Origin of the sequence: Micromonospora sp. NPDC005710, from assembly GCF_040630995.1 — a bacterium.
In the GTDB taxonomy this organism is placed as follows: Bacteria; Actinomycetota; Actinomycetes; order Mycobacteriales; family Micromonosporaceae; genus Micromonospora.
In genome coordinates, this window is sequence record NZ_JBEXYP010000013.1 from 93,664 (window position 1) to 115,573 (window position 21,910).

The 21,910-nt window shown below is 71.6% G+C and carries 15 protein-coding genes; 8 read left to right on the top strand and 7 right to left on the bottom strand.

Annotated features, from left to right (window positions below; translation table 11 throughout):
* Positions 1 to 2: 2 nt before the first annotated feature.
* Both ABZ406_RS19050 and mfd read right to left on the bottom strand, forming a co-directional pair.
* Positions 3 to 755 carry a hypothetical protein gene (locus ABZ406_RS19050; RefSeq protein WP_357763092.1) on the bottom strand — a complete coding sequence of 251 codons (753 nt, stop codon included), beginning with the start codon at positions 753 to 755 and terminating at the stop codon, positions 3 to 5.
* 116 nt (positions 756 to 871) lie between these two features.
* Positions 872 to 4,567: a transcription-repair coupling factor gene (mfd, locus tag ABZ406_RS19055; protein ID WP_357763095.1), complete on the bottom strand. Its 3,696-nt coding sequence runs from the start codon at positions 4,565 to 4,567 to the stop codon at positions 872 to 874.
* A gap of 400 nt (positions 4,568 to 4,967) precedes the next feature.
* Here mfd and ABZ406_RS19060 point away from each other — a divergent pair, with 400 nt between their 5' ends.
* The 4 genes from ABZ406_RS19060 (at position 4,968) to ppc (ending at position 11,172) form a co-directional block, all read left to right on the top strand.
* The gene (locus tag ABZ406_RS19060) at positions 4,968 to 5,882 is read left to right on the top strand and encodes a cyclase family protein (RefSeq protein WP_357763098.1); all 915 of its coding nucleotides are present in this window, start codon (positions 4,968 to 4,970) and stop codon (positions 5,880 to 5,882) included.
* Positions 5,883 to 5,944: 62 nt separating this feature from the next.
* The gene (locus ABZ406_RS19065) at positions 5,945 to 6,817 is read left to right on the top strand and encodes an AraC family transcriptional regulator (RefSeq protein ID WP_357763101.1); all 873 of its coding nucleotides are present in this window, start codon (positions 5,945 to 5,947) and stop codon (positions 6,815 to 6,817) included.
* 365 nt (positions 6,818 to 7,182) lie between these two features.
* Positions 7,183 to 8,256, top strand: coding sequence for a hypothetical protein (locus ABZ406_RS19070; protein WP_357763104.1), 1,074 nt, complete (start codon positions 7,183 to 7,185; stop codon positions 8,254 to 8,256).
* A gap of 129 nt (positions 8,257 to 8,385) precedes the next feature.
* Positions 8,386 to 11,172 (top strand): phosphoenolpyruvate carboxylase, encoded by a 2,787-nt coding sequence (gene ppc / locus ABZ406_RS19075; RefSeq protein ID WP_357763107.1) that lies wholly within the window; start codon positions 8,386 to 8,388, stop codon positions 11,170 to 11,172.
* A 69-nt stretch (positions 11,173 to 11,241) separates the two neighbouring features.
* Here ppc and ABZ406_RS19080 read toward each other — a convergent pair whose 3' ends face one another.
* A complete protein-coding gene (locus tag ABZ406_RS19080; protein WP_357763110.1) occupies positions 11,242 to 12,090 on the bottom strand; it encodes a hypothetical protein in 849 nt (282 codons plus the stop codon).
* A gap of 54 nt (positions 12,091 to 12,144) precedes the next feature.
* Between ABZ406_RS19080 and ABZ406_RS19085 the strand changes: the two genes are divergently transcribed.
* Both ABZ406_RS19085 and ABZ406_RS19090 read left to right on the top strand, forming a co-directional pair.
* On the top strand, positions 12,145 to 13,320 hold the full coding sequence (locus tag ABZ406_RS19085; protein WP_357763113.1) for a DNA recombination protein RmuC: 1,176 nt from the start codon (positions 12,145 to 12,147) through the stop codon (positions 13,318 to 13,320).
* Between the two features lie 138 nt (positions 13,321 to 13,458).
* The gene (locus tag ABZ406_RS19090; RefSeq protein ID WP_357763116.1) at positions 13,459 to 16,752 is read left to right on the top strand and encodes a S8 family serine peptidase; all 3,294 of its coding nucleotides are present in this window, start codon (positions 13,459 to 13,461) and stop codon (positions 16,750 to 16,752) included.
* 71 nt (positions 16,753 to 16,823) lie between these two features.
* Here ABZ406_RS19090 and ABZ406_RS19095 read toward each other — a convergent pair whose 3' ends face one another.
* Positions 16,824 to 17,258: a hypothetical protein gene (locus tag ABZ406_RS19095; protein ID WP_357763119.1), complete on the bottom strand. Its 435-nt coding sequence runs from the start codon at positions 17,256 to 17,258 to the stop codon at positions 16,824 to 16,826.
* A 40-nt stretch (positions 17,259 to 17,298) separates the two neighbouring features.
* Positions 17,299 to 18,285 (bottom strand): 4-hydroxy-3-methylbut-2-enyl diphosphate reductase, encoded by a 987-nt coding sequence (locus ABZ406_RS19100; RefSeq protein WP_124770510.1) that lies wholly within the window; start codon positions 18,283 to 18,285, stop codon positions 17,299 to 17,301.
* Between the two features lie 146 nt (positions 18,286 to 18,431).
* On the opposite strand from ABZ406_RS19100, the gene xseA reads away from it, so the two are divergent.
* Both xseA and ABZ406_RS19110 read left to right on the top strand, forming a co-directional pair.
* Positions 18,432 to 19,676: an exodeoxyribonuclease VII large subunit gene (gene xseA, locus ABZ406_RS19105; RefSeq protein ID WP_357763122.1), complete on the top strand. Its 1,245-nt coding sequence runs from the start codon at positions 18,432 to 18,434 to the stop codon at positions 19,674 to 19,676.
* 45 nt (positions 19,677 to 19,721) lie between these two features.
* The gene (locus ABZ406_RS19110) at positions 19,722 to 19,943 is read left to right on the top strand and encodes an exodeoxyribonuclease VII small subunit (protein ID WP_357763125.1); all 222 of its coding nucleotides are present in this window, start codon (positions 19,722 to 19,724) and stop codon (positions 19,941 to 19,943) included.
* Between the two features lie 91 nt (positions 19,944 to 20,034).
* Here ABZ406_RS19110 and ABZ406_RS19115 read toward each other — a convergent pair whose 3' ends face one another.
* Positions 20,035 to 20,880 carry a hypothetical protein gene (locus ABZ406_RS19115; protein ID WP_357763128.1) on the bottom strand — a complete coding sequence of 282 codons (846 nt, stop codon included), beginning with the start codon at positions 20,878 to 20,880 and terminating at the stop codon, positions 20,035 to 20,037.
* Positions 20,881 to 21,086: 206 nt separating this feature from the next.
* Positions 21,087 to 21,821 (bottom strand): DUF4245 domain-containing protein, encoded by a 735-nt coding sequence (locus ABZ406_RS19120; protein WP_357763131.1) that lies wholly within the window; start codon positions 21,819 to 21,821, stop codon positions 21,087 to 21,089.
* Between the last annotated feature and the right edge of the window lie 89 nt (positions 21,822 to 21,910).

The window sequence follows — 21,910 nt, forward strand, 5'->3', positions numbered from 1 at the left end:
GCTCAGCTGGCCGTGCCCTCGGCCTTCGGCGTCGCGGTCGGCTCCTCCGGGGTGACGAGGTCGGTGACCGCGTCGGAGGCCGGCTCACCCAACGGCACACTCACCGCAGGGGATTTCGCGTCGAAGCTGAGCAGCGGGAACTCGAGCGGACGGTACCGAGGGTTGACCGTCACGTCGTAACGACCGACCGCCTCGGCCAGGATCCTCTTGGTCGCCAGCGCACCGCGCAGCTGCTCGCCGTCGAGCTGCTGGGCGGCCGCCTCGTCAGTCGTCTCGGCGGGAATCTTGCCGGCCGCACGCCCAGCGGCGATCACCTCGGCGATCTCCTCCTTGGACGGCTCGACCGGATCGGCCGGCAACCCGGACAGGCAGGTGTAGAGCTTCGCCACCTCCCGCACGTGCCCGGTCTCCGCGTCGAGGCCGAGACTCTGGGCAGCCTGATCGACGGCCACCTGGCCGCGCGGCTGGTAGTTCTTCTCGGCGGAGAGCTTCTCGCACACTCTGGTCAGCACCATCGTCCGGACCACGTCGGCCACCCCGGGCACTGTGGGTTCCGCCGCCGCGGGCTGGCCGCTGGCGGAGGTCTCCGGTGCCGGGTTCTTCGTCCGCAGATCCTTCATCGCGGCGTTGACCTGCACGTCGGTGATGCGCTGGTCACCGATGTAAGCGGCGATACCAGGCTCAGCACGACAACCGGAGAGGGCGACGAGGCCGAGCGCCACAGTGGCGACGGCGGCAAGACGGCGAGCACGCATAGCCGTCACTCTCTCACGCCGTCACCCGAGGTTGTGACGCCCCCCACCTCCGCCCGACCCGCGACCAGGGACGGCGTCCACGGACGACCGCCCCTGGTCGGGAGCACACCGAGACCTCAGTTGCTCGCAGCCGCGGCGACGGCCAGTGGGGCGGGGGCCCCGAGCACATCGGAGAGCAACTGCGCACACCACTGGAGCAGCGCCTGGTCACGAAGCGGCTCGCCGCCGATCCGACGGGTGGTCGGTCGGGGCACGCTCACCTGGTCGGTGGCCTGCTTGTAGACGGCATCCGGGTGGTAGCGCTTGAGCCGCATCTGCTTGGAGTCAGGCAGCGGCAGCGGGCCGAACCTGACGTGCTTGCCCTGCACCGACACGTCGGCCAGGCCGTAGCGGCGGGCCAGCAGACGGAACCGGGCCACCTCCACCAGGTTCTGCACCGGGGCCGGCGGCTCGCCGTACCTGTCGGTCATCTCGGCGATCACCTCGCCCAGCCGCTCCTCGTCGCGCGCCTCGGCGAGCTTGCGGTACATCTCCAGCCGCAACCGCTCCACGCCCACGTAGTCGTGCGGCAGGTGCGCGTCGACCGGCAGGTCGATCTTGACGTCGGTCTCCTCCTCCGGCCGCTCACCCTTGAACGCGGAGACCGCCTCGCCGACCATCCGCACGTACAGGTCGAACCCGACGCCCTCGATGTGCCCGGACTGCTCCCCACCGAGCAGGTTGCCGGCGCCCCGGATCTCCAGGTCCTTCATCGCCACGTACATGCCGGCACCCAACTCGGTGTGCTGGGCGATGGTCGCCAACCGCTCGTGGGCGTGCTCGGTGAGCGGCTTCTCCGGGGGGTAGAGGAAGTAGGCGTACGCCCGCTCCCGGCCCCGGCCGACCCGGCCCCGGATCTGGTGCAGCTGGGCCAGGCCGAGCAGGTCCGCGCGCTCCACGATGAGCGTGTTGGCGTTCGGGATGTCGATGCCCGACTCGACGATCGTGGTGCAGACCAGGACGTCGAACTCCTTCTCCCAGAAGCCGACCATCACCTTCTCCAGGGCGTCCTCGCCCATCTGGCCGTGCGCCACCGCCACCCGCGCCTCGGGCACCAACTCCCGCAGCCGCCGAGCCGCCCGGTCGATCGACTCGACCCGGTTGTGCAGGTAGAAGACCTGCCCGTCACGGAGCAACTCACGGTGGATGGACGCGGCCACCTGCCTGTCGTCCTGCGCGCCGACGAAGGTGAGCACCGGGTGCCGCTCCTCCGGCGGGGTGGCGATCGTGGACATCTCCCGGATGCCGGTGATCGCCATCTCCAGGGTGCGCGGGATCGGCGTGGCCGACATGCTCAGCACGTCGACCGACGCGCGCAGCGTCTTCAGGTGCTCCTTGTGCTCGACACCGAAACGCTGCTCCTCGTCGACGACCACCAGGCCGAGCTGCTTGAAGCGGGTCGCCGTCTGCAACAGCCGGTGCGTACCGATGACGATGTCGACGGTGCCGTCGGCGACCATCTCCAGCGTCCGCTCGGTCTCCTTGGCCGTCTGGAACCGGGACAGTTGCCGGATCTGCACCGGGAACTGGCTCATCCGCTCGGCGAACGTGTTGTAGTGCTGCTGCACCAGCAGGGTGGTCGGCACCAGCACCGCCACCTGCTTACCGTCCTGCACCGCCTTGAACGCCGCCCGGACCGCGATCTCGGTCTTGCCGTAGCCGACGTCGCCGCAGATCAGCCGGTCCATCGGAACGGTCTGCTCCATGTCCCGCTTGACCTCGTCGATCGCGGCGAGCTGGTCCGGTGTCTCCTGCCAGGGGAAGGCGTCCTCCAACTCGCGCTGCCACGGGGTGTCCGGGCCGAACGAGTGCCCCTTCGACGCCTTGCGGGCGGCGTAGAGCTGGATGAGCTGCGCGGCGATCTCGCGAACCGCCTTGCGGGCCCGGGCCTTGGACTTCTGCCAGTCCGAGCCGCCCATCTTGTGCAGGGTCGGCTGCTCGCCACCCACGTAGCGGGAGAGCTGGTCGAGCTGGTCCGTCGGCACGAACAACCGGTCCCCGGGTTGGCCCCGCTTGCTGGCCGCGTACTCGATGACGAGGTATTCCCGGCTGGCGCCGTTGACGGTGCGCTGCACCAGCTCGACGTAGCGGCCGATGCCGTGCTGCTCGTGCACCACGTGGTCGCCGGTCTTCAACTCCAGCGGGTCGATGGTGTTGCGTCGACGGCTCGGCAGCTTGCGCATGTCCCGCGTCGACGTGCCCCGACCGCCCGTGACGTCGTTGCCGGTCAGCAGCACGAAACGGGACGCCTCGTCGACGAAGCCGCTGCCCAGCGCACCGCAGGTGACCACCAGCTCGCCGGGGACGGGAGCGGTCGGCACCTCCTCGGTCAACCGCGCACCCAGGCCGGCGTCGCGCAGCACCTCCACCGCCCGCTGGGCGGGGCCGTGCCCCTCGAAGACCAGCGCGATCGACCAGCCCTCGCCGGCCCAGCGCTTGAGGTCCTCGACCACCCGCGAGGTCTCGCCGTGATAGAGCGGCGCCGGTTGGGCGGACAGGGTGACCGCGATGGCGTCGTCCGGAGTCACGGCGGTCTGCTCCGGCGCGTCCTCCCAGGGCTGCCGCGCCTCGGCGGTCTCCCCCTCGACCATAATTCGGCCTCCGCGCCGGGAGCCGGCACTCCGGACCGAATGAGGGTCGTCGACCAGGCCGAACGGGGACAGCGTCCACCACGGCTGACCGAGCTGCCCGGCAGTGGCGCGTACCTCACCGAGGGTGCGGAAGGCGGCGGCGCCGACGTCCACCGGGGCCTGGCCACCGACCGCGGCGGCGGCCCAGCTGGCCTGCAAGAACTCCTCCGACGTACGCACCAGATCGTGCGCCCTGGTGCGAATGCGCTCCGGGTCGCACAGCAGCACGTGGGTGCCGGCCGGCATGGCGTCCAGCAGCAACTCCAGCGAGTCGGGGCCGACCAGCACCGGGGCCAGCGACTCCATCCCCTCCACCGGGATGCCCTCGGCCAGCTTGTCGAGGATCTCGGCCAGCTCGGGGTGCTGCTCGGCCAGCGCGGCGGCCCGCTCGCGGACCTCCGACGTGAGCAGCAACTCCCGGCAGGGCGGTGCCCAGAGCAGCGGAACCTGCTCGATGGTCCGCTGGTCGGCGACGGCGAAGGTGCGGATCTCCTCCACCTCGTCGCCCCAGAACTCGACCCGGGACGGGTGCTCGTCGGTGGGCGGGAAGACGTCCAGGATGCCGCCGCGCACGGCGAACTCGCCGCGCTTGGTGACCAGGTCGACGCGGGCGTACGCCATGTCGATCAGCCGGCGGGCGACCTCCTCCAGGTCCGCCTCCTCGCCGGCGGCGAGCTGCACCGGCTCCAGATCACCCAGCCCCTTCAGCTGCGGCTGGAGCAGCGAACGGACCGGGGCCACCACCACTCGCAGCGGCCCGGTGCCGCCGTGCGCGTCGGTCGCCTCCGGGTGCGCCAGCCGGCGCAGCACGGCCAGCCGCCGGCCGACCGTGTCGGAGCGGGGGGACAGCCGCTCGTGCGGCAGCGTCTCCCAGGAGGGGAAGACCACCACCTGCTCGGCCGGCAGCAACCCACCGAGCGCGGCGGCCAGGTCGTCGGCCTCCCGGGTGGTGGCGGTCACCGCCAGCACCGGTCGCCCGGCACCGTCGTTGTCCGCGGCGACCGCGGCGACGGCGAACGGGCGCAGCGCCGCCGGGGCGGTGATGTCCAGGCCATCGACCTGGGCGGCACCGGAGCGCGCGAGGTCACGCGCCCGGGCCAGGCCGGGGTCGGCCAGGGCGGCGGTGAACAGACCGGTGAGCAAGGGAGTCCTTCCAGGGGGAGGCGACGCACACGACGGCGGCCCCTCGTCCAGCCGGACGGGGGGTGCACGACACCAAGCCTAGCCCCGCCGACCGACAGCCACCCCCTTCCGCCGAGGTCCGCGCCGTTACGGCGCGTCACCCCGCGCTCCGCGCCCCGCGCCCCGCGCCCCGCGCCCCGCGCCCCGCGCCCCGCGCTCGAACCAGGACGTAGTGGCATCAGCGACGCGCCGAGACCATTACATCCTGGATATTGCGCGCTCTCGGGGCCGAGTCGGCCCTTCTCGCGGCAAGATCCGCTCAACTTCGGGGAACATGCGGGGTCACAGCGCGCCGAGGCAGCACTTTCCCTGTAGTTGAGCGGATCTTGACGGTCGCCGGCTTCCGTGGTCGGGTTTCGGGATGGGTGAGCAGTGGCGGGCACAGTTCGACGCGGAGGTGAGCTTCGCCAACGGCGGCGGGCTGCGTACCGAGGGGTTCCGGCTGGACATTCCCGGTCGGGACATCAGCGACGACGACCTGGCGGCGTTGTTCGTCCGGCACCTCGGGCTGCTGATGGTCGCCGACGTGCGGATCAGCGCCAGGACGATCATCGAGGAGCCGTACAAGGGCGGCCGGGGTGTGGCCGTCGACCAGCCAACGCCCGGCCGCAGGCTGGTCGAGTTGAGCCACGTGATCACTGACGGGATGACCACCCTGCCCGGCTGGCCTGGCCCCCGGATCACCGACTGGCTGACCTTCGCGGCATCCCGCGAGCGGTACGCCCCGGGCACCGAGTTCCACGTGGCCCGGATCGATCTGATCGCCAACACCGGCACGTACCTGGACACACCCGCGCACCGCTGGGCCGGTCGGGACGACCTGACCGGGATGCCGCTGGACCGTGTGGCCGACCTGCCCGGGGTGGTGGTCCGGGTGCCGGCCGGCACCCGAGCGGTGGACCGGCTCATGCTGGCCCCGTACGAGGTGGCCGGCCGGGCGGTGCTGCTGCACACCGGGTGGGACGCGCACTTCGGCACCGAGCGGTACGGCGCGCCGGAAGCGCCGTACCTCACCGGGGATGCCGCGCAGGCGCTTGTCGACGCGGGGGCCGCCCTGGTCGGCATCGACTCGATCAACATCGACGACATGAGCCCGGCGGCCGCCGGCGTACGCCCCGCGCACAGCACGCTGCTCGCCGCCGGCATCCCGATCGTGGAGCACCTGACCGGTCTGGACGCGTTGCCGCCGAGCGGGTTCCGGTTCACCGCGGCCCCGCCGATGGTGGCCGGGATGGGCACCTTCCCGGTCCGGGCCTTCGCCATCGCCAACCTCTGATGCCCGCCGAGGGAGTTGGCAGTGATCCGCGTCGTCGCACGACGCCCGCCCAATGGCGGGTGTTGGGACACCCGGACCGGATCCTGATCTATCAGGCGCGGTGCATCGTGGAGAACCACGGCTGGACGGAGTCCGTCGGCGAGGACCGCCACAAGGTCATCTTGGGGCGGTCCGGGGTGTACCGCCGTCGGCTCAACGGCGCGGTCGAGTTCTCCGATGCCACATCCGTGCTGCTCACCCGCCCCGGCGACGAGATGGCAGTGGCACACCCGTTCGGCTGTGGCGACTCGTACACCTGCATCGAGATCGATCCGGCCGTGTTGGCGGACCGGAGGGACGCGGAGAGCTGGGTGGACCGGAGCGGTTGGGCCGGGACCTCGGACGCCGCACTGGACCTGGCGCACCGACTACTGGTGGCCGACTTCCGGCGCGGGCTGGACGGGTTCGAGATGGCCGAACGGCTGCACCGCTTCCTGACTCGTCTGCTGCACCAGAGCCCTCTCACCACCGACGACGTGGGCGCGGAGGTCGATCGGGCCGTCCGTCGGCGACCGGCAACGCTGGCAGCGCACCGCCGGTTGGCCGACCGCGCTCGGGAGGTGCTGGCGAACTCCAGCTTCACCCTCGGGCTGGACGAGGTCGCCCGCGAGGTCGGCAGCTCCCCGCACCATCTCAGCCGGGTGTTCCAGCGGATGACCGGAAGCAGCCTGACCGCCTACCGGAACCGGCTACGGGTGCGGGAGGTGCTGGACACCCTCGCCGAGCCCGATGGCCGTCCGCTCGGTGCGCTCGCCACCGACTACGGCTTCGCCGACCAGGCGCACCTGACCCGGGTGGTCCGGGAGCAGGTGGGTCATCCGCCGGCCCGGCTGCGCCGGCTGCTCACCTCGGTCGACGGAGGCCCGATCGGATCGGCGTCACCGCACGCGGAGTGATCCTGGGGGAGGTCACGCGTCTCACCTGCGCGACCTCCCCGGCTCGGGCCACCTGCGCGCTCGGCCGGGGCGTCGGGCCTCCCCGAAAAGGTCCGCGTACCCCGCTCCGCTGCCCGTCTTCGTCGGCTGATTCCGGTTGACATGAACCATCCTCAGGTCGCCGCGTCCCCGCCGTCTTGAAGAAAATTGCTCAAACCGGCGGGTCCTTCGTTGCGCCGAGCGGACAGCGACGCGTCAGCCAGCGGACGAGGAGGTTCCGCAGGGCCGCGAGAACCCGACGATTGTCGGTCCCGGTCGGCGGCAGCCCGAGCTTGCCGAGCTGGTTTCCGCCCTGCGGTCCACAAAAGGGACCATAGGCTACGGACGTGGACAAAAAGTCGCACGGCGCGGCCCGCGACTGGGCACCGCGCAGCATCGGACTGCTCCTCGGCACCTTCGTGCTGGCCACGGCGTTCATCGCGGCCTATGTCGGGGCGTTGCACAACCCCACACCCCGCGACCTGCCGATCGGCGTCGTCTCCGGCGACCAACGCGCCCGGGCGACGCTCGACGCCGTGCGGGCTCAGACCACGATCCTCAAACCCGTCGAGTACGACGACCCGGGCGCCGCCGAGGACGGCCTGCTCAGCCGCGCGGTGTACGCGGTGCTCAGCACCGGAGGAGGCAACGGCCTGCTCCTCACCGTGGCCAGCGCCTCCGGCCCCTCCGCCACCAGCGCGATCAAGGAGGTCCTCGGCACCGCCACCGGCCGCACCGGCACCCCTCTGCAGATCGTCGACGAGGTGCCGGTCACCCCGGCCGACCCGCGCGGAGTGGTGCCCTTCTACCTGAACGTGGGGTACGTGCTCGGCGGCTACCTCGCCTCGACGGTGCTCGGGATATCAGCCGGCACCACCCCGCGCACGGCGCGTCGGGCCGGGCTTCGGATCGCCGCGCTGGCGGTGTACAGCGTGCTCCTCGGCATCGCCGGCGCGGTGGTGGTCGGACCCGTCCTGGACATCTGGCACCACGACGTGCCGACGATCGCCGCCATCGGGGCGCTTGCCGTCTTCGCCGCCGCCATGTTCGCGAGCGCCGTCCAGGGCTGGCTCGGCGTGGCGGGTACCGCGCTCGTCATCCTGCTGCTCGTCGTGCTCGGCAACCCAGGATCCGGCGGCATCTACGCGCCCGAGTTCCTGCCGGGGGTGCTGCGGAGCATGCACCGGTGGAACATCCCCGGGCTCGCCAACGACCTGACCAAGGCGGCGGTGTACTTCGACTGGCGGTCGGCCGGCTGGCCGGCTGCGGCCCTCGGGATCTGGACGGTGATCGGCGCGTTCGGGTTGGTCGGCGCGAGCCTGGTCCGCGGTCGCCGGGCCGGCACCTCCCATCCCGGAACGACCCGGGACGGCCCCGGGACGACCCGCTCCGCCCCCGCGCCGGACCGCGACGGTGGTTGAGATCACCCCCGAAAACACCCTCCCCGGGGCAGTGGATCACCAGGGGGCCCTCCAGACATCCGGTCCGCGCGGATACCATCCAGTAAGTCGGACAGCGCTGTCCTTCGTACCCACGTAAGGGAGCGCATCGTGACCGACCAGCACGACCACGACGGCCCGGACGCCGCACTGCGCGCCGACATCCGGCGACTCGGCACCCTGCTCGGCCAGACCCTGGCCCGCCAGGAGGGGCGCCCGCTGCTCGACCTCGTCGAGGAGATCCGCGCCCAGGTCCGCTCGGACGCTCCGGCGGCCGCCCAGCGCCTCGGCGGGCTGGACGTGACCACCGGCACCAAGCTGGCCCGCGCCTTCTCCACCTACTTCCACCTGGCCAACATCACCGAGCAGGTGCACCGTGCTCGGGACCTGCGCCGCCGTCGCGCGGTGCAGGGCGGTTGGCTGGACCAGGCCGCCAAGATGATCGCCGAGCGGGGGGTGCCGGCCGAGGAGATCGCCAACGCGGCCCGCCGGCTGGCGGTGCGACCGGTCTTCACCGCGCACCCGACCGAGGCGGCGCGACGTTCGATCCTGTCCAAGCTGCGGGCGATCGCCGACGAACTGGACACCGAGACCGCCAACGCGATCCTCTACGGCGCCAGCGACGAGGGCCCTGCCAACCGTCGGTTGGCCGAGTTGCTGGACCTGATGTGGCAGACCGACGAGCTGCGACTGGACCGGCCGGACCCGACCGACGAGGCCCGCAACGCCATCTACTACCTGCGGGACCTGTACGCCGAGGCCGCCCCGCAGGTGCTCGACGACCTGGCTGACACGTTGCGCACGCTCGGGGTGGAGACCTCCCCGACGGCCCGGCCGTTGAGCTTCGGCACCTGGATCGGTGGCGACCGCGACGGCAACCCGTTCGTCACCCCGGCGGTCACCCGCGAGGTGCTGACCATCCAGCACGAGCACGGCATCGCGGCCACCGAGAAGGCGATGGACCACCTCATCAACGAGGTGTCGGTGTCCCGCCGACTGCGCGGGGTGTCCCTTGACCTCTCCGCCAGCCTCGCCGCCGACCTGGACGCGCTGCCCGAGGTGGCGCAGCGCTTCCGCCGCGTCAACGCCGAGGAGCCGTACCGGCTCAAGGCGCGCTGCGTGAAGGCGAAGCTTGCCAACACCCGGCTCCGGTTGCGCCAGGGCACCGCCCACGTGCCCGGCCGGGACTACCTTGGCTCCGCCGAGCTGATCGCCGACCTGGACCTGCTGCGTGCCTCGCTGGCCCGCAACTCCGGGCAGCTCACCGCTGTCGGCCGGTTGGCCTCCACCATCCGTACGGTCTCCGCGTTCGGCCTGCACCTGGCGACCATGGACGTCCGGGAGCACGCCGAGGCGCACCACGCGGTGCTCGCACAGCTCTACGAGGCGGTCGGCGAGGTCTCCGACTATCCGGCGCTGACCCGGCTGGAACGCACCAAGCTGCTCGCCGACGAGCTGACCGGCCGCCGACCCCTGTCGGCTCTGGACACCTCGTTGTCCGAGCCGGCCCGCAAGACGTTCGACGTGTTCGGGACGATCCGGGAGGCACAGGACCGGTTCGGCAGCGAGGTGATCGAGTCGTACATCATCTCGATGACCCTGGGTGTCGACGACGTGCTGGCCGCCGTGGTGCTGGCCCGCGAGGCCGGCCTGGTGGACGTGCACAGCGGGCGGGCCCGGATCGGCTTCGTACCGCTCCTGGAGACGCCGGCCGAGCTGAACGCCGGCGGCGAACTCCTCGACGAGTTGCTGTCGCTGCCCGCGTACCGGGCGCTGGTGACGGCCCGGGGTGACGTGCAGGAGGTCATGCTCGGCTACTCCGACTCGAACAAGGAAGCCGGCATCACCACCAGCCAGTGGTCGATCCACCGGGCGCAGCGCGCGCTGCGCGACGTGGCCGCGCGGCACGGGGTGCACCTGCGGCTGTTCCACGGCCGAGGCGGCACTGTCGGGCGCGGCGGCGGGCCGACGCACGAGGCGATCCTGGCGCAGCCGTACGGCACCATGGACGGCGCGATCAAGGTGACCGAGCAGGGCGAGGTGATCTCCGACAAGTACACCCTGCCCTCGCTGGCCCGGGAGAACCTGGAGCTGACCCTGGCCGCGGTGCTCCAGGCGACCCTGTTGCACACCGCACCCCGGCAGCCGGCCGAGATGTTGGAGCGCTGGGACGCGACGATGGACGTGGTCTCCGAGTCGGCGTTCCGGTCGTACCGGACCCTCGTCGAGGACCCGGACCTGCCGGCGTACTTCTGGGCGTCCACCCCCACCGAGCTGCTCGGTGCGCTCAACATCGGCTCCCGTCCGGCGAAGCGGCCGAACACCGGCGCCGGGCTGTCCGGGCTGCGGGCCATCCCGTGGGTGTTCGGCTGGACGCAGACCCGGCAGATCGTTCCGGGCTGGTTCGGCGTCGGCTCCGGGTTGGCCGCCGCCCGGGAGGCCGGGCTGGCGGACGTGCTGGCCGAGATGCACCGCAACTGGCACTTCTTCCGCACGTTCCTGTCGAACGTCGAGATGATGGTGACCAAGACCGACCTGAGCATCGCCCGCCGGTACGTCGAGACGCTCGTGCCGAAGAAGCTGCACCCGATCTTCGAGCAGATCGAGCAGGAGTACGAGCTGACCAAGCGGGAGGTGCTGGCGATCACCGCCGCACCGGCCCTGCTGGAGAACTCGCCGGTGCTCCAGCGCACGCTCGCCGTCCGCGACACCTACCTGGAGCCGCTGCACCACCTCCAGGTGGCGCTGCTGCGGCAGTACCGGGAGTCGGGTGCCGCCGGGCGGGCGATCGCCACCGCCCCGGGTGGCCGACGGGCACCGAGTGACGGCACCGCACTGGAACGCGCGCTGCTGACCACCGTCAACGGCATCGCCGCCGGGATGCGCAACACCGGCTGATCGACACGTACGAGAACGGGCCCCGGTCGTCGCGACCGGGGCCCGCTGTCGTTGGTCCGTGTGCGGCGGTCAGAAGTCGCCGCCGCCGAAGTCACCGCCCCCGAAGTCACCGCCGCCGAAGCCGCCACCACCGAAGTCACCGCCGCCGAAGTCCCCACCGGCGTAGTCGCCGCCGCCGAAGTCCCCACCCTGGTCACCGCCGCCGAAGTCGCCGCCCTGATCGCCGCCGCCCTGATCGCCGCCGTCACCGCCCTGGTCGACACCGTCACCGAAGCCCTCCTGGTAGCCGGCGTCGTAGCCGTACCCGGGGTCGGCGAACGCCGGCGAGAAGAGCGCGTCGGCGATCAGGATGCCGCCGAGCACACCGGCGCCGGCGCCCAGCGCCGTCTTCCACCAGGGCGTCGAGTACCAGCCCGCGGGCACCGGTCGGCCCTGGTAACGCCCACCGGGGTAGTAGTAGGGCGTTTCCCGGCCGGGCTGCGGCCCGGCCCGGAAGGTCTGCCCCTGCACGTCGACAGCGCGTTCCTTGGTGAGCTGCCCCACGCCGCGGGCGGCGGCGAGGGTCGGCAGCTCGGGGCCCGGGTCGATGCCCAGCGCGGTACGCGCCGCCCGGATGTACGCCAAACCCTCGAGCGCGGTCTCCCGGGCCAGCCCGAACTGGTGCGGCGTGGACGCCTGCTCCAGCTGGGAGCCCGCCGCGTTGTACCGCTCGCCGGCGTCGGCCAGCGCCTGACGGACGGCCGGCTCGTCGCCCTGCAGGTTCATCAACTGGCCGCCGAGGCGCTCGTACCACCGCTGCGCCTCCGCGCGGGCGTCGCCGAGCTCGGTGCGCCGACGGGCACCGGCCTGGGAGCGGACGAGCGCCGCGGCGCCCAACGCGCCGACCAGCACCACGGCAAGGCAGAGCACAAGTTCCATACCATCGAACGTACCCCCGGGTGTCACGTCGTATCCGTCTGGCAAGCTCCGGTGATGGACGTCTCGACAGTGCTCCTGGTGCTCGTGTGCCTCGGTGCCGGCGGGGCGCTGGGCTGGTTCGCGGCCCGGTCCCGGTCGGCGGCCGACATCGCCCGCCTGGATGCGACGCTGGCCGCCACCCGGGAGGGCGAGGGCCGCCTGGAACAGTCCATGCGGGCGCTGAGCTACGAGGCCACCGCGCAGTCCCAGGAGGCGGTGGCCCGGGCGGTAGCGCCGCTGCACGACACCCTGCGCCGCTACGAGCAGCGGGTGGCCGAGCTGGAGCACGACCGAGTCGACGCGTACGCCGAGCTGCGGGAGCAGGTCCGCTCGATGAGCATGGTCTCGGGTGAGCTGCGCACCGAGACCAAGCAGTTGGTGGCGGCGCTGCGCGCACCGCAGGTGCGGGGCCGGTGGGGCGAGCACCAGCTGCGTCGGATCGTCGAGGCCGCCGGCATGCTGGAGCACTGCGACTTCTCCGAGCAGGTCACCGCCGCCACCGACCAGCAGGTCGTCCGACCGGATCTGGTGGTACGACTGCACGGTGGCCGCTCGGTGGTGGTGGACGCGAAGGCCCCCTTCGACGCGTACCTGACGGCCATGGAGTCCCGCGACGAGCGCGGCCGGGACACCCACCTCGACGCGCACGCGCGGCACCTGCGGAGGCACGTCGACGCGCTGGCCGCCAAGTCGTACTGGTCGGCGTTCGACAACTCGCCCGAGTTCGTGGTGCTGTTCGTCCCCGCCGACCCGTTCCTCGACGTCGCCCTCCAGCGGGACCCGACGCTGCTGGAGCACGCCTTCACCCGCAACGTGGTGCTCGCCACGCCGGCCACGCTCGTCGCCCTGCTGCGCACCGTCGCCTACTCGTGGCGGCAGGAGGCACTGGCCCGCAACGCGCTCGCGGTGCACACCCTCGCCCGCGAGCTGTACGGCCGGCTGTCCACACTGGGCGACCACGTGGGCAAGCTCGGGTCGTCGCTGGCCGGTGCGGTGACCGCCTACAACCGGGCGGTGGGCTCGTTGGAGGCCCGGGTGCTGGTCAGCGCCCGCAAGCTCGCCGAGTTGGGTGTCTCGGACGACGAGTTGGCCACTCCGGCCCAGGTCGAGTTGACGCCCCGGCAGCCGCAGGCACCCGAGCTGGCCGATCCGGCCGACGGCGGGGTCCCGACCCGCTCACCAATCATGTGACAGTACGTATAGCTGCATGTCACGAAGTGGTCACAAGGGACTGACCAGTAGTGACAGTGCTCATCGATACCCCGAAAGATTCTGCTCACCCGAGCGCCCTTCTCTGAGGGCGCCCTGTTCTCTGGAGGTAAAGAGAACGTGAGCAGACTCCGAAACCTGAGCCGGCGTACCTCGGCCGCGCTCTTCGCGTCGGTCCTGGCCGCGAGCGCCGTGACCGCCGGAGGTGGTGCCGCCACCGCGGCCGCCGCTCCCGCCACCACTGACGCTTCTCCGGCCACCGCCGCCGAGACGCTTGGCGCCCACGACGCCAAACTGCTCAGCGAAGCCCGCGCCAAGTTGGCCCCGACCGTCACCCTGATCGTCGCCACCGAGAAGGGCGAGGCAGGGGACGTCGCCGACAGCCTCACGAAGCTCGGCGGCACGGTCAGCCAGCGACAGGACCGGGTCGGTTTCGTGCTGGCCAAGGTTCCGACCGACCGGGTTCTCACGGCGGCGCGGCTGCCCGGAGTCTCGGCCGTCGACCTGGACGAGGTCATCCACCTGCCGGACCCGACCCCGGAGCGCACCCCCACCGGCACCGCCGGCGCGCAGCAGGCCGCCGTCGCGGCGCCCGGAGCGACCACACCGGCCGACAACCCCTACCTGCCGACGAACGAGACCGGCGCTGTGGCGTTCACCGCGGCCCACCCCGAGTGGGACGGTCGGGGCGTCACGATCGGCATCATGGACTCCGGTGTGGACCTGGCTCACCCGGCGTTGCAGCAGACCACCACCGGCGAGCGCAAGATCGTCGACTGGGTCACCGCTACCGACCCGCTGGAGGACGCCACCTGGCGGCGGATGCAGGCCGAGGTCACCGGCCCGTCGTTCACCATCGCCGGCGGCACCTGGACGGCGCCGGCCGGCACGTACCGGTTCAACCTGTTCAGCGAGTCCGTCACCGCCGCGAGCGACGCCCGGGGTGACGTCAACCGCGACGGCGACACGACCGACACCTGGGGTGTGCTCTTCGACCCGGCCACCAACAACATCCGGGTGGACGCCAACCAGAACCTCAACTTCACCGACGACCCGATCATGCGGCCGTACAAGGAGAAGTACGACATCGGCTACTTCGGTACCGACAACCCGGCGACGCCGGTGGCCGAGCGGCAGCCCTTCGTGGTCGAGTTCCGCAAGAACGTGAACACCACGCCGATCGGGCTGCCCGGCACCTACGACTACGTCAACATCGGCATCGTCGAGAGCACCCACGGCACCCACGTCGCCGGCATCACCGCCGCCAACGACATGCTCGGCAACGGTGCCTTCGACGGTGCCGCGCCCGGCGCCAAGCTGGTCTCCGCCCGCGCCTGCTCCTGGGGCGGCGGCTGCACCGCAGCGGCCCTCACCACCGGCATGATCGACCTGGTGGCCAACCGTGGCGTCAACATCGTCAACATGTCGATCGGTGGCCTCCCGGGCCTGAACGACGGCAACAACGCGCGGACGAACCTCTACAACGAACTGATCGAGACGTACGGCGTGCAGTTGGTCATCTCGGCCGGCAACTCCGGCCCGGGTCTCAACACCGTCGGCGACCCGTCGGTGGCCAGCAACGTGATCAGCGTTGCCGCGAACATCAGCAAGGACACCTGGCTGGCCAACTACGGCTCGGTCGTCAGGAAGAAGAACGCCCTGTTCAACTTCTCGTCCCGTGGCCCCCGCGAGGACGGCGGCTTCAAGCCGAACATCGCCGCCCCGGGCTCGGCCATCTCCACCGCACCGACCTGGCAGCTCGGCGCCCCGGTCCCCGAGGCCGGATACGCGCTGCCCCCGGGCTACGCGATGCTGAACGGCACCTCGATGGCGTCCCCGCAGACCGCCGGTGCCGGCGCGCTGCTGCTGTCGGCCGCCAGGGCCACCGACCGGGGCGTCACCCCGGCGGCACTGCGGCGGGCCCTGTTCAGCTCCGCCAAGCCGATCGCTGACGTGCCGACGTACGCGCAGGGCTACGGCATGGTCAACGTGCCGGGCGCCTGGCAACTGCTGCGCCAGGGCGTCGAAACCCGGTCGTACGTCTCCGACGCGCCGGTCTGCAGCCCCCTGGCGGACCAGCTGACCATCTGGAACGGTGTGAAGTTCGTGCCGAACCCGGGTCGGGGCACCGGCGTCTACAACCGCTGCACCTCGTCCGAGGGCGGTCACAAGGTCGGCCAGAGCAAGACCTACCCGGTCAAGCTGACCCGCACCAGCGGGCCGGCCGGCACCATCAAGCACGACGTCACGCTCCAGGGCGACGACGGCACCTTCAAGGCACCGAAGACCGTCGCGTTGCCGCTCAACAAGGCCGTCACAGTGAACGTCACCGCCAAGCCGACCACCGAGGGCGCGCACGGCACGATAGTGCGGATCGACGACCCGGCCACGAACGTGGTCGACTTCGAGGTGTCCGCGGTCGTGGTGGCGTCCAACGACGTCAAGAAGCCCACCTTCTCGTACGCCAACGAGGGCTCGGTCGACCGCAACGGCTTCACGTCGTACTTCGTCACCGTGCCGGAGGGCGCCAAGGCGCTCCAGGTGAACCTCTCCGGGATCGCCTCCGGTTCGCAGACCCGCTTCATCGCGATCAACCCGCTCGGTGTGCCGGTGGAGGCCACCACGAGCACCGTCTGCTACACCAACTTCTCCGACGTCAACGTCTGCAAGCCGCAGGAGCGTGACTACCAGAACCCGCTTCCCGGGGTCTGGGAGATCGAGGTGGAGTCGCGGCGCACGTCCCCGGCGCTGAACAACCCGTTCAAGCTCCAGGCGCGGGTGCAGGGCCTGACTGTCGAGCCGGCGCTCGTCGAGCTGCCCAGTGTCGAGGCCGGCGAGCCGACCCCGGTGAGCTGGACTGTCACCAACGCCTTCGGCCCGGTGTCGGTGAGCGGCCGCAGCGGCGCGCTGACGGGTGTGCGGACCGAACGTCCGACCATCACCGAGGGCGGTCCCAACCAGGAGTGGACCGTCGAGATCCCGGCGGGTACGTCGACGTTCACCGCCCGGATCGGCAACCCCGCGAACGCGGGCGCCGACCTGGACCTGTTCGTCTTCCGGGGCACCACCGAGGTCGGCCGGGCCGCCGACGGTGACTCGGAGGAGGCGGTCACGCTCACCAACCCGCCGGCCGGCACCTACCGGGTCGTGGTGGAGCCGTACGGGGTCGACGGGCCGGGGACCAGCACCGCCTACGACTACTACGACGCCTTCGCGTCCGCGTCGCTGGGCACGATCACCGCTCCGGCCGTCGCGGTGCCGCTGATGCACGGCGAGTCGGCCACCATCACCGGCACGGTGACGGCGGTGGCCGTTCCCGCCGACGGGCGTCAGCTCTCCGGTGAACTGGCGATCGTCACCACCGACGGTGCGATTGTGGGTCGCGGCAACGTGTCCGTCGGGGCAGTGAACTGATCCGCTCGTGACACCGGCAGGAGCCCGTCCCCACGTTCGGGGGCGGGCTCCCGTCGGTCAGCGGTGAGTGGTCAGGAGCGGTGGGCGCTCTCCACCACGAACGGGGTGCCCTGCTGGCAGGTCGTCATCATGCCGGGTTCCACCCGACCGGTGACCTCGACCCGCGCGCCGGGCGTCAGCACGTCACGAGGGCCACCGAGCAGCAGGTACTCGTCGAGCAGCACGCAGCCGGGCTCCACGCCGCCCTGCACGGTGCCGCTCAGTGTGGTGGCCCCGACGCCCGGTGGCGTGCTCGGCCCACCCGGTTTCGGAGTCTTCGCCCCGGGAGGCACGGTGGGGGTGCCGGTCGCCGGCTGGGCGGTCGGGTCGGGCGTGGGCTGGCTGGTCACCGGCTGCGCTCCCGTCGGTGTCGGTGTGGGTGTGCCGCCACCGACGCCCTGGCTGCCGCAGGCGCTCAGCGCCACACAGACGGCCAGCGCGGGGACGGCGAGCCGAAGAGTTCTCATGCCGAATCTGACGTACGCCGGGCGCGATTCGTTCCCGTGCTCAACCCCGCGCCGCGGCGGCCTTCATGTCTCGCTTCAACTCCTGCGGAAGCGAGAACGTGAGCCGCTCGTTGGCGGTGGTGATCTCCTCGACGTCGGCGAAGCCGCGCGCGGCGAGGTGGACCAGCACCTCCTGGACCAGGTCGTCCGGGACGCTCGCGCCCGAGGTCAGGCCGACCGTCGTGGCCCCCTCCAGCCAGGCGTCGTCGATCTCGTGCGCGAAGTCGACGAGGTGACCGGCGCGGGCGCCGGCATCCAGGGCGACCTCGACCAGCCGGACCGAGTTGGACGAGTTCGTGGAGCCGACCACGATCACCACGTCACAGTCGGCGGCGATCTCCTTGACCACGTGCTGCCGGTTGGAGGTGGCGTAGCAGATGTCGTCACTGGGCGGGGACTGCAACAGCGGCAGCCGCTTCTTGAGGCGGGCCACCGTCTCCAGCGTCTCGTCGACCGAGAGCGTGGTCTGGGAGAGCCAGACCACCTTCTCCGGATCCCGTACGGTGATCTTGTCGGCGTCGTCCGGGCCGTCCACCAGCTGGATGTGCGCGGGGGCCTCACCGGCGGTGCCGATGACCTCTTCGTGCCCCTCGTGGCCGATGAGCAGAATGTCGTAGTCCTCGGCCGCGAAGCGCCGCGCCTCGTGGTGCACCTTCGTGACCAGTGGGCAGGTCGCGTCGATCGCCTTCAGCGAACGCGCCTTGGCCTGCTCGTAGACCTCCGGCGCCACGCCGTGCGCGGAAAAGATGACCGTGGCGCCCTCCGGCACCTCCTCGTTCTCCTCCACGAAGATGGCGCCCTGGGCCTCCAGGGTCTGCACCACGTGCTTGTTGTGCACGATCTGCTTGCGCACGTAGATCGGGGCGCCGTAGAGCTTCAGCGCCTCCTCCACGGTCTGCACCGCGCGGTCGACACCCGCGCAGTAGCCGCGGGGCTTGGCCAGGAGCACGCGCTTGCCGGTCCGGTGAGTCGCCTGAGCCTCAGTCACCACCCCATCGTACGTGCCATCCGATAACCCACCCCCGCCCCGCAACCCCCGCCCCACGCCTTCGGTGATCAAGAGGTTTGCGTCAGAAACGCGCCAAGCGCTGACGCAAACCTCTTGATCACCGGGGAGGTCCGTAGGGTGGGCGGGTGAGTGACGGTGGGCGGGTGGGGAGCGGCGGGGCGAGCGGCGGGGCCAGCAGTGCTGATGAGCCTTGGCCGGTACGGGTGGTCAGCCAGAAGGTGGGGGCCTGGATCGCCAAGCTGGGCTGGGTCTGGGTGGACGGGCAGGTGGCCCAGATCAGCCGACGCCCCGGTGCCAGCACTGTCTTCCTCACCCTGCGTGACCCGTCGGCCGACCTGAGCCTGACCGTCACCACCAACCGGGACGTCCTGGACACTGGCGCGCCGGAGCTGCGCGAGGGTGCCCGCGTGGTGCTGCACGCCAAGCCGGAGTTCTACGCCGCCCGGGGCACGCTGAGCCTGCGGGCCGACGAGATCCGCCAGGTGGGGCTGGGCGAGCTGCTGGCCCGGCTGGAGAAACTGAAGAAGCTGCTCGCCGCCGAAGGGCTCTTCGACCGCGCCCGCAAGCGTCGGCTGCCGTTCCTGCCCGGCCGGATCGGGCTCATCACCGGTCGCGCGTCGGCGGCGGAACGGGACGTGCTGACGAACACCCGACGGAGGTGGCCGGCGGTGGAGTTCCGGACGGTGAACGTGGCGGTGCAGGGCCCGTCCGCGGTGCCGCAGATCGTCGACGCCCTCAAGGTGCTCGACGCCGACCCGAGCATCGACGTGATCATCGTCGCCCGGGGCGGCGGCGGCATCGAGGACCTGCTGCCCTTCTCCGACGAGGCGCTCTGCCGCGCGGTGTTCGGCTGTCGTACGCCGGTGGTCAGCGCGATCGGCCACGAGACGGACGCCCCGCTGATCGACTACGTGGCCGACGTCCGCGCCTCCACCCCGACCGATGCGGCCAAACGGGTCGTCCCCGACCTCACCGAGGAGGTACGCCTCATCGGGCAGGCCCGGCACCGCCTCGAACGGGCGGTCCGCAACCTCGTCGACCGGGAGACGCACCGACTCGACGGGCTGCGTTCCCGTCCGGTGCTGGCCCGGCCGCAGGTGATGGTGGAGCATCGGGCTACCGAGCTGACCGCGTTGCGCCAGCGTGCCGGCCGCTGCCTGGAGCACCGGCTCGCCGCCGCCGACGACGACCTGCGCCACACCCTCGCCCGGTTGCGTGCCCTCTCCCCCGCCGCCACCCTCGACCGGGGGTACGCGATCGTGCAGCGCGCGGACGGCCACGTGGTCCGGGCGGCGGCGGAGGTCGGCAAGGGCGACCCGCTGCGGGTCCGACTGGCCGACGGCGAGTTGGCCGCCACGGTCGATGGCTGAGTGGCGACGCGGCGCGGCGGGACGCGGTGTGCTGAGATGAACGCGATGACTGACGACACGAAGGCCGGGCCGGACGAGCGGCTCAGTTACGAGCAGGCCCGCGCCGAACTGGCCTCGGTGGTGGAGCGGCTGGAAGCCGGCGGCACGTCCCTGGAGGAGTCGCTGGCGCTCTGGGAACGCGGCGAGGCGCTGACGGTGATCTGCCAACGCTGGCTGGACGGTGCGCGGGCGCGGATCGACGCGGCCCGGCAGGAGCCGGCTTCCTGACCGCACCCGACGCGACGGGACCGACCCGCTGGGGTACGCGACGCGACCGAACCGCCGGGTGGGGCGGCCGGAGCCGCCCCACCCGGGTACGTCAGTTGAACAGGCTGTACAGCTCGGCCGGCGCCTCGACGACCTGATCCGCCGGCGGCTTCTGGGCGGCGGTGGCGGCACCGTAGTCCGAGTACGTCATCTTGACCTCCTGGGCGGCGGTCTGCCCGGCGGCCGGGAGCTGCAACACCAGCTCGCTGAGCCGGCCCTGCGGGTCCACCTTCGCGGTGAACGGGACGGTCTTCGCCTGGGTGCCCAGCGCGGCGATCGTCGCAGCGTTCAGGGAGCCCGCCTCGGCGGCCTTGGTGATGTCGATGGTGCCGGCGTACGCGCCGGTGCCGGTGCTGCGGACCTCGGTGATGCCCTGGGTGAGCACCGCGCTGCCGGCCGGGTCGACCTTCTCGAAGTCGAAGCCGAGGCTGCGGTTGCCCTTGATCCGGGTCTGGTCGAGGTGCTGGTACTTGCCGAGGTTGAGCTGCTTGATGGCGGGCAGGCTGTTGGCCGTCGGGCCACTCAGCTCCAGCTTGACCCAGCTGTCCGGCTTGAAGTGGATCACGTCGAGCTTCATCGCCAGGTCGGACGAGGGGCCACCGATCGAGATCTTCATGGCCGCGCTCTGGCTCGGCTGGTGCACCAGCCCTTCGGCCGTCGAGCCGGCACCGGCGAGGGTGAACCGGAAGTTCCCGTTGCTGATCTCCTTGGTGGAGTCGAGCAGGGCCTGCTTGGCGTCACCCGCCACCGGCGCACCGGACGGGCTCGCCGCACCGGAGGCGCTCACCGTCGGGGACGGCGTCGATCCGGCGGTGCCGGTCCCGCTGGCGCAGGCGGCCAGCGCGGGCGTGATCAGAGCGGCGGCTACCAGGCCGGCGCCGAGTCGTCGAACAGTCATACGTGTCTCCCAAGGGGGTCACCCGACGACCTGGGCGGCGCCGGAAACCGGGCGACGCAGCAGCACCGTCGGCTGCGTCGCGCGACCCGGGCCGAGCAGCGCGCCCGGATCACTCCCTCTTTGTTCCCTGTCGAGGCGTCGGACAATCACCCTTCGGGCCGGTTGCCCAGATTCGGTGCCCCCCGGGCCATCGACCAGGGGTTCGGTCAGCGCAGCGAGCCGGCCAGTTCGCGGAGTTCGTTGTCCCGGGCATCGCCGACGATGATCACCGTACGGGTCGGCTCCAGCAGGACCAGCGCCTGCTGGTTGCCCCGGGCCGTGTAGAGCTGCCAGGTGCGCCCGGCCAGCTCGGTGGGGCCCTGCGGCTGGCCCTGACTGGTCAGCTCGGTGGGGAGCAGCCGGTCCGCCGGGACGTTGCTCTGCAGCAGTTGGACGCCCCGCCCCTCCGGGGTGAGGTAGCCGAGTCGCAGGTTCGCACCGCCCTCGACGGTCTGGTAGCGAGCGCTGACAGTCGTCCAGTCGGCGTCGAGCCCCTGCGGCTGACTCACCGGGAAGACGTTCGCGGACCGGGCCTGCTCGATGGCGGGCGCCGGATCGACTGTGGCGGCCTCGTCGCCACCGAGGAACCCCCGATAGAACGCCAGCAGGAGCGCGATCGGGACGAGCAGCACCAGCAGCGAGATCGCCATGTCCTTCGGCGACCGCTCGGACTTGCCGGACACCGCCGGAGACCGCTCGGACCTGCCGGGGACCGCCGGAGACCGCTCGGACTCGCCGGGGACCGCCTGCGACCGCTCGGACTCGCCAGGCACCGCTGACGGCGGTGGGGTCGGGTCGGTCGCGGCGGGTTCGCCTCCAGTGGCGGGGGCGTCGGCTGGCGGCTGACCGTCGGGCGGAGTGCGGTCGGCGGGTACGCGGTCGGCTGGCTGTGCGGGTTCCACCCCGTTATCTTCGCAGCCGCCCGACCGGCGGTATCCGGGCCATCACCGCCCCGCGCCGACGCCCGGTCGGCCATCGTGTGAGGATCAGC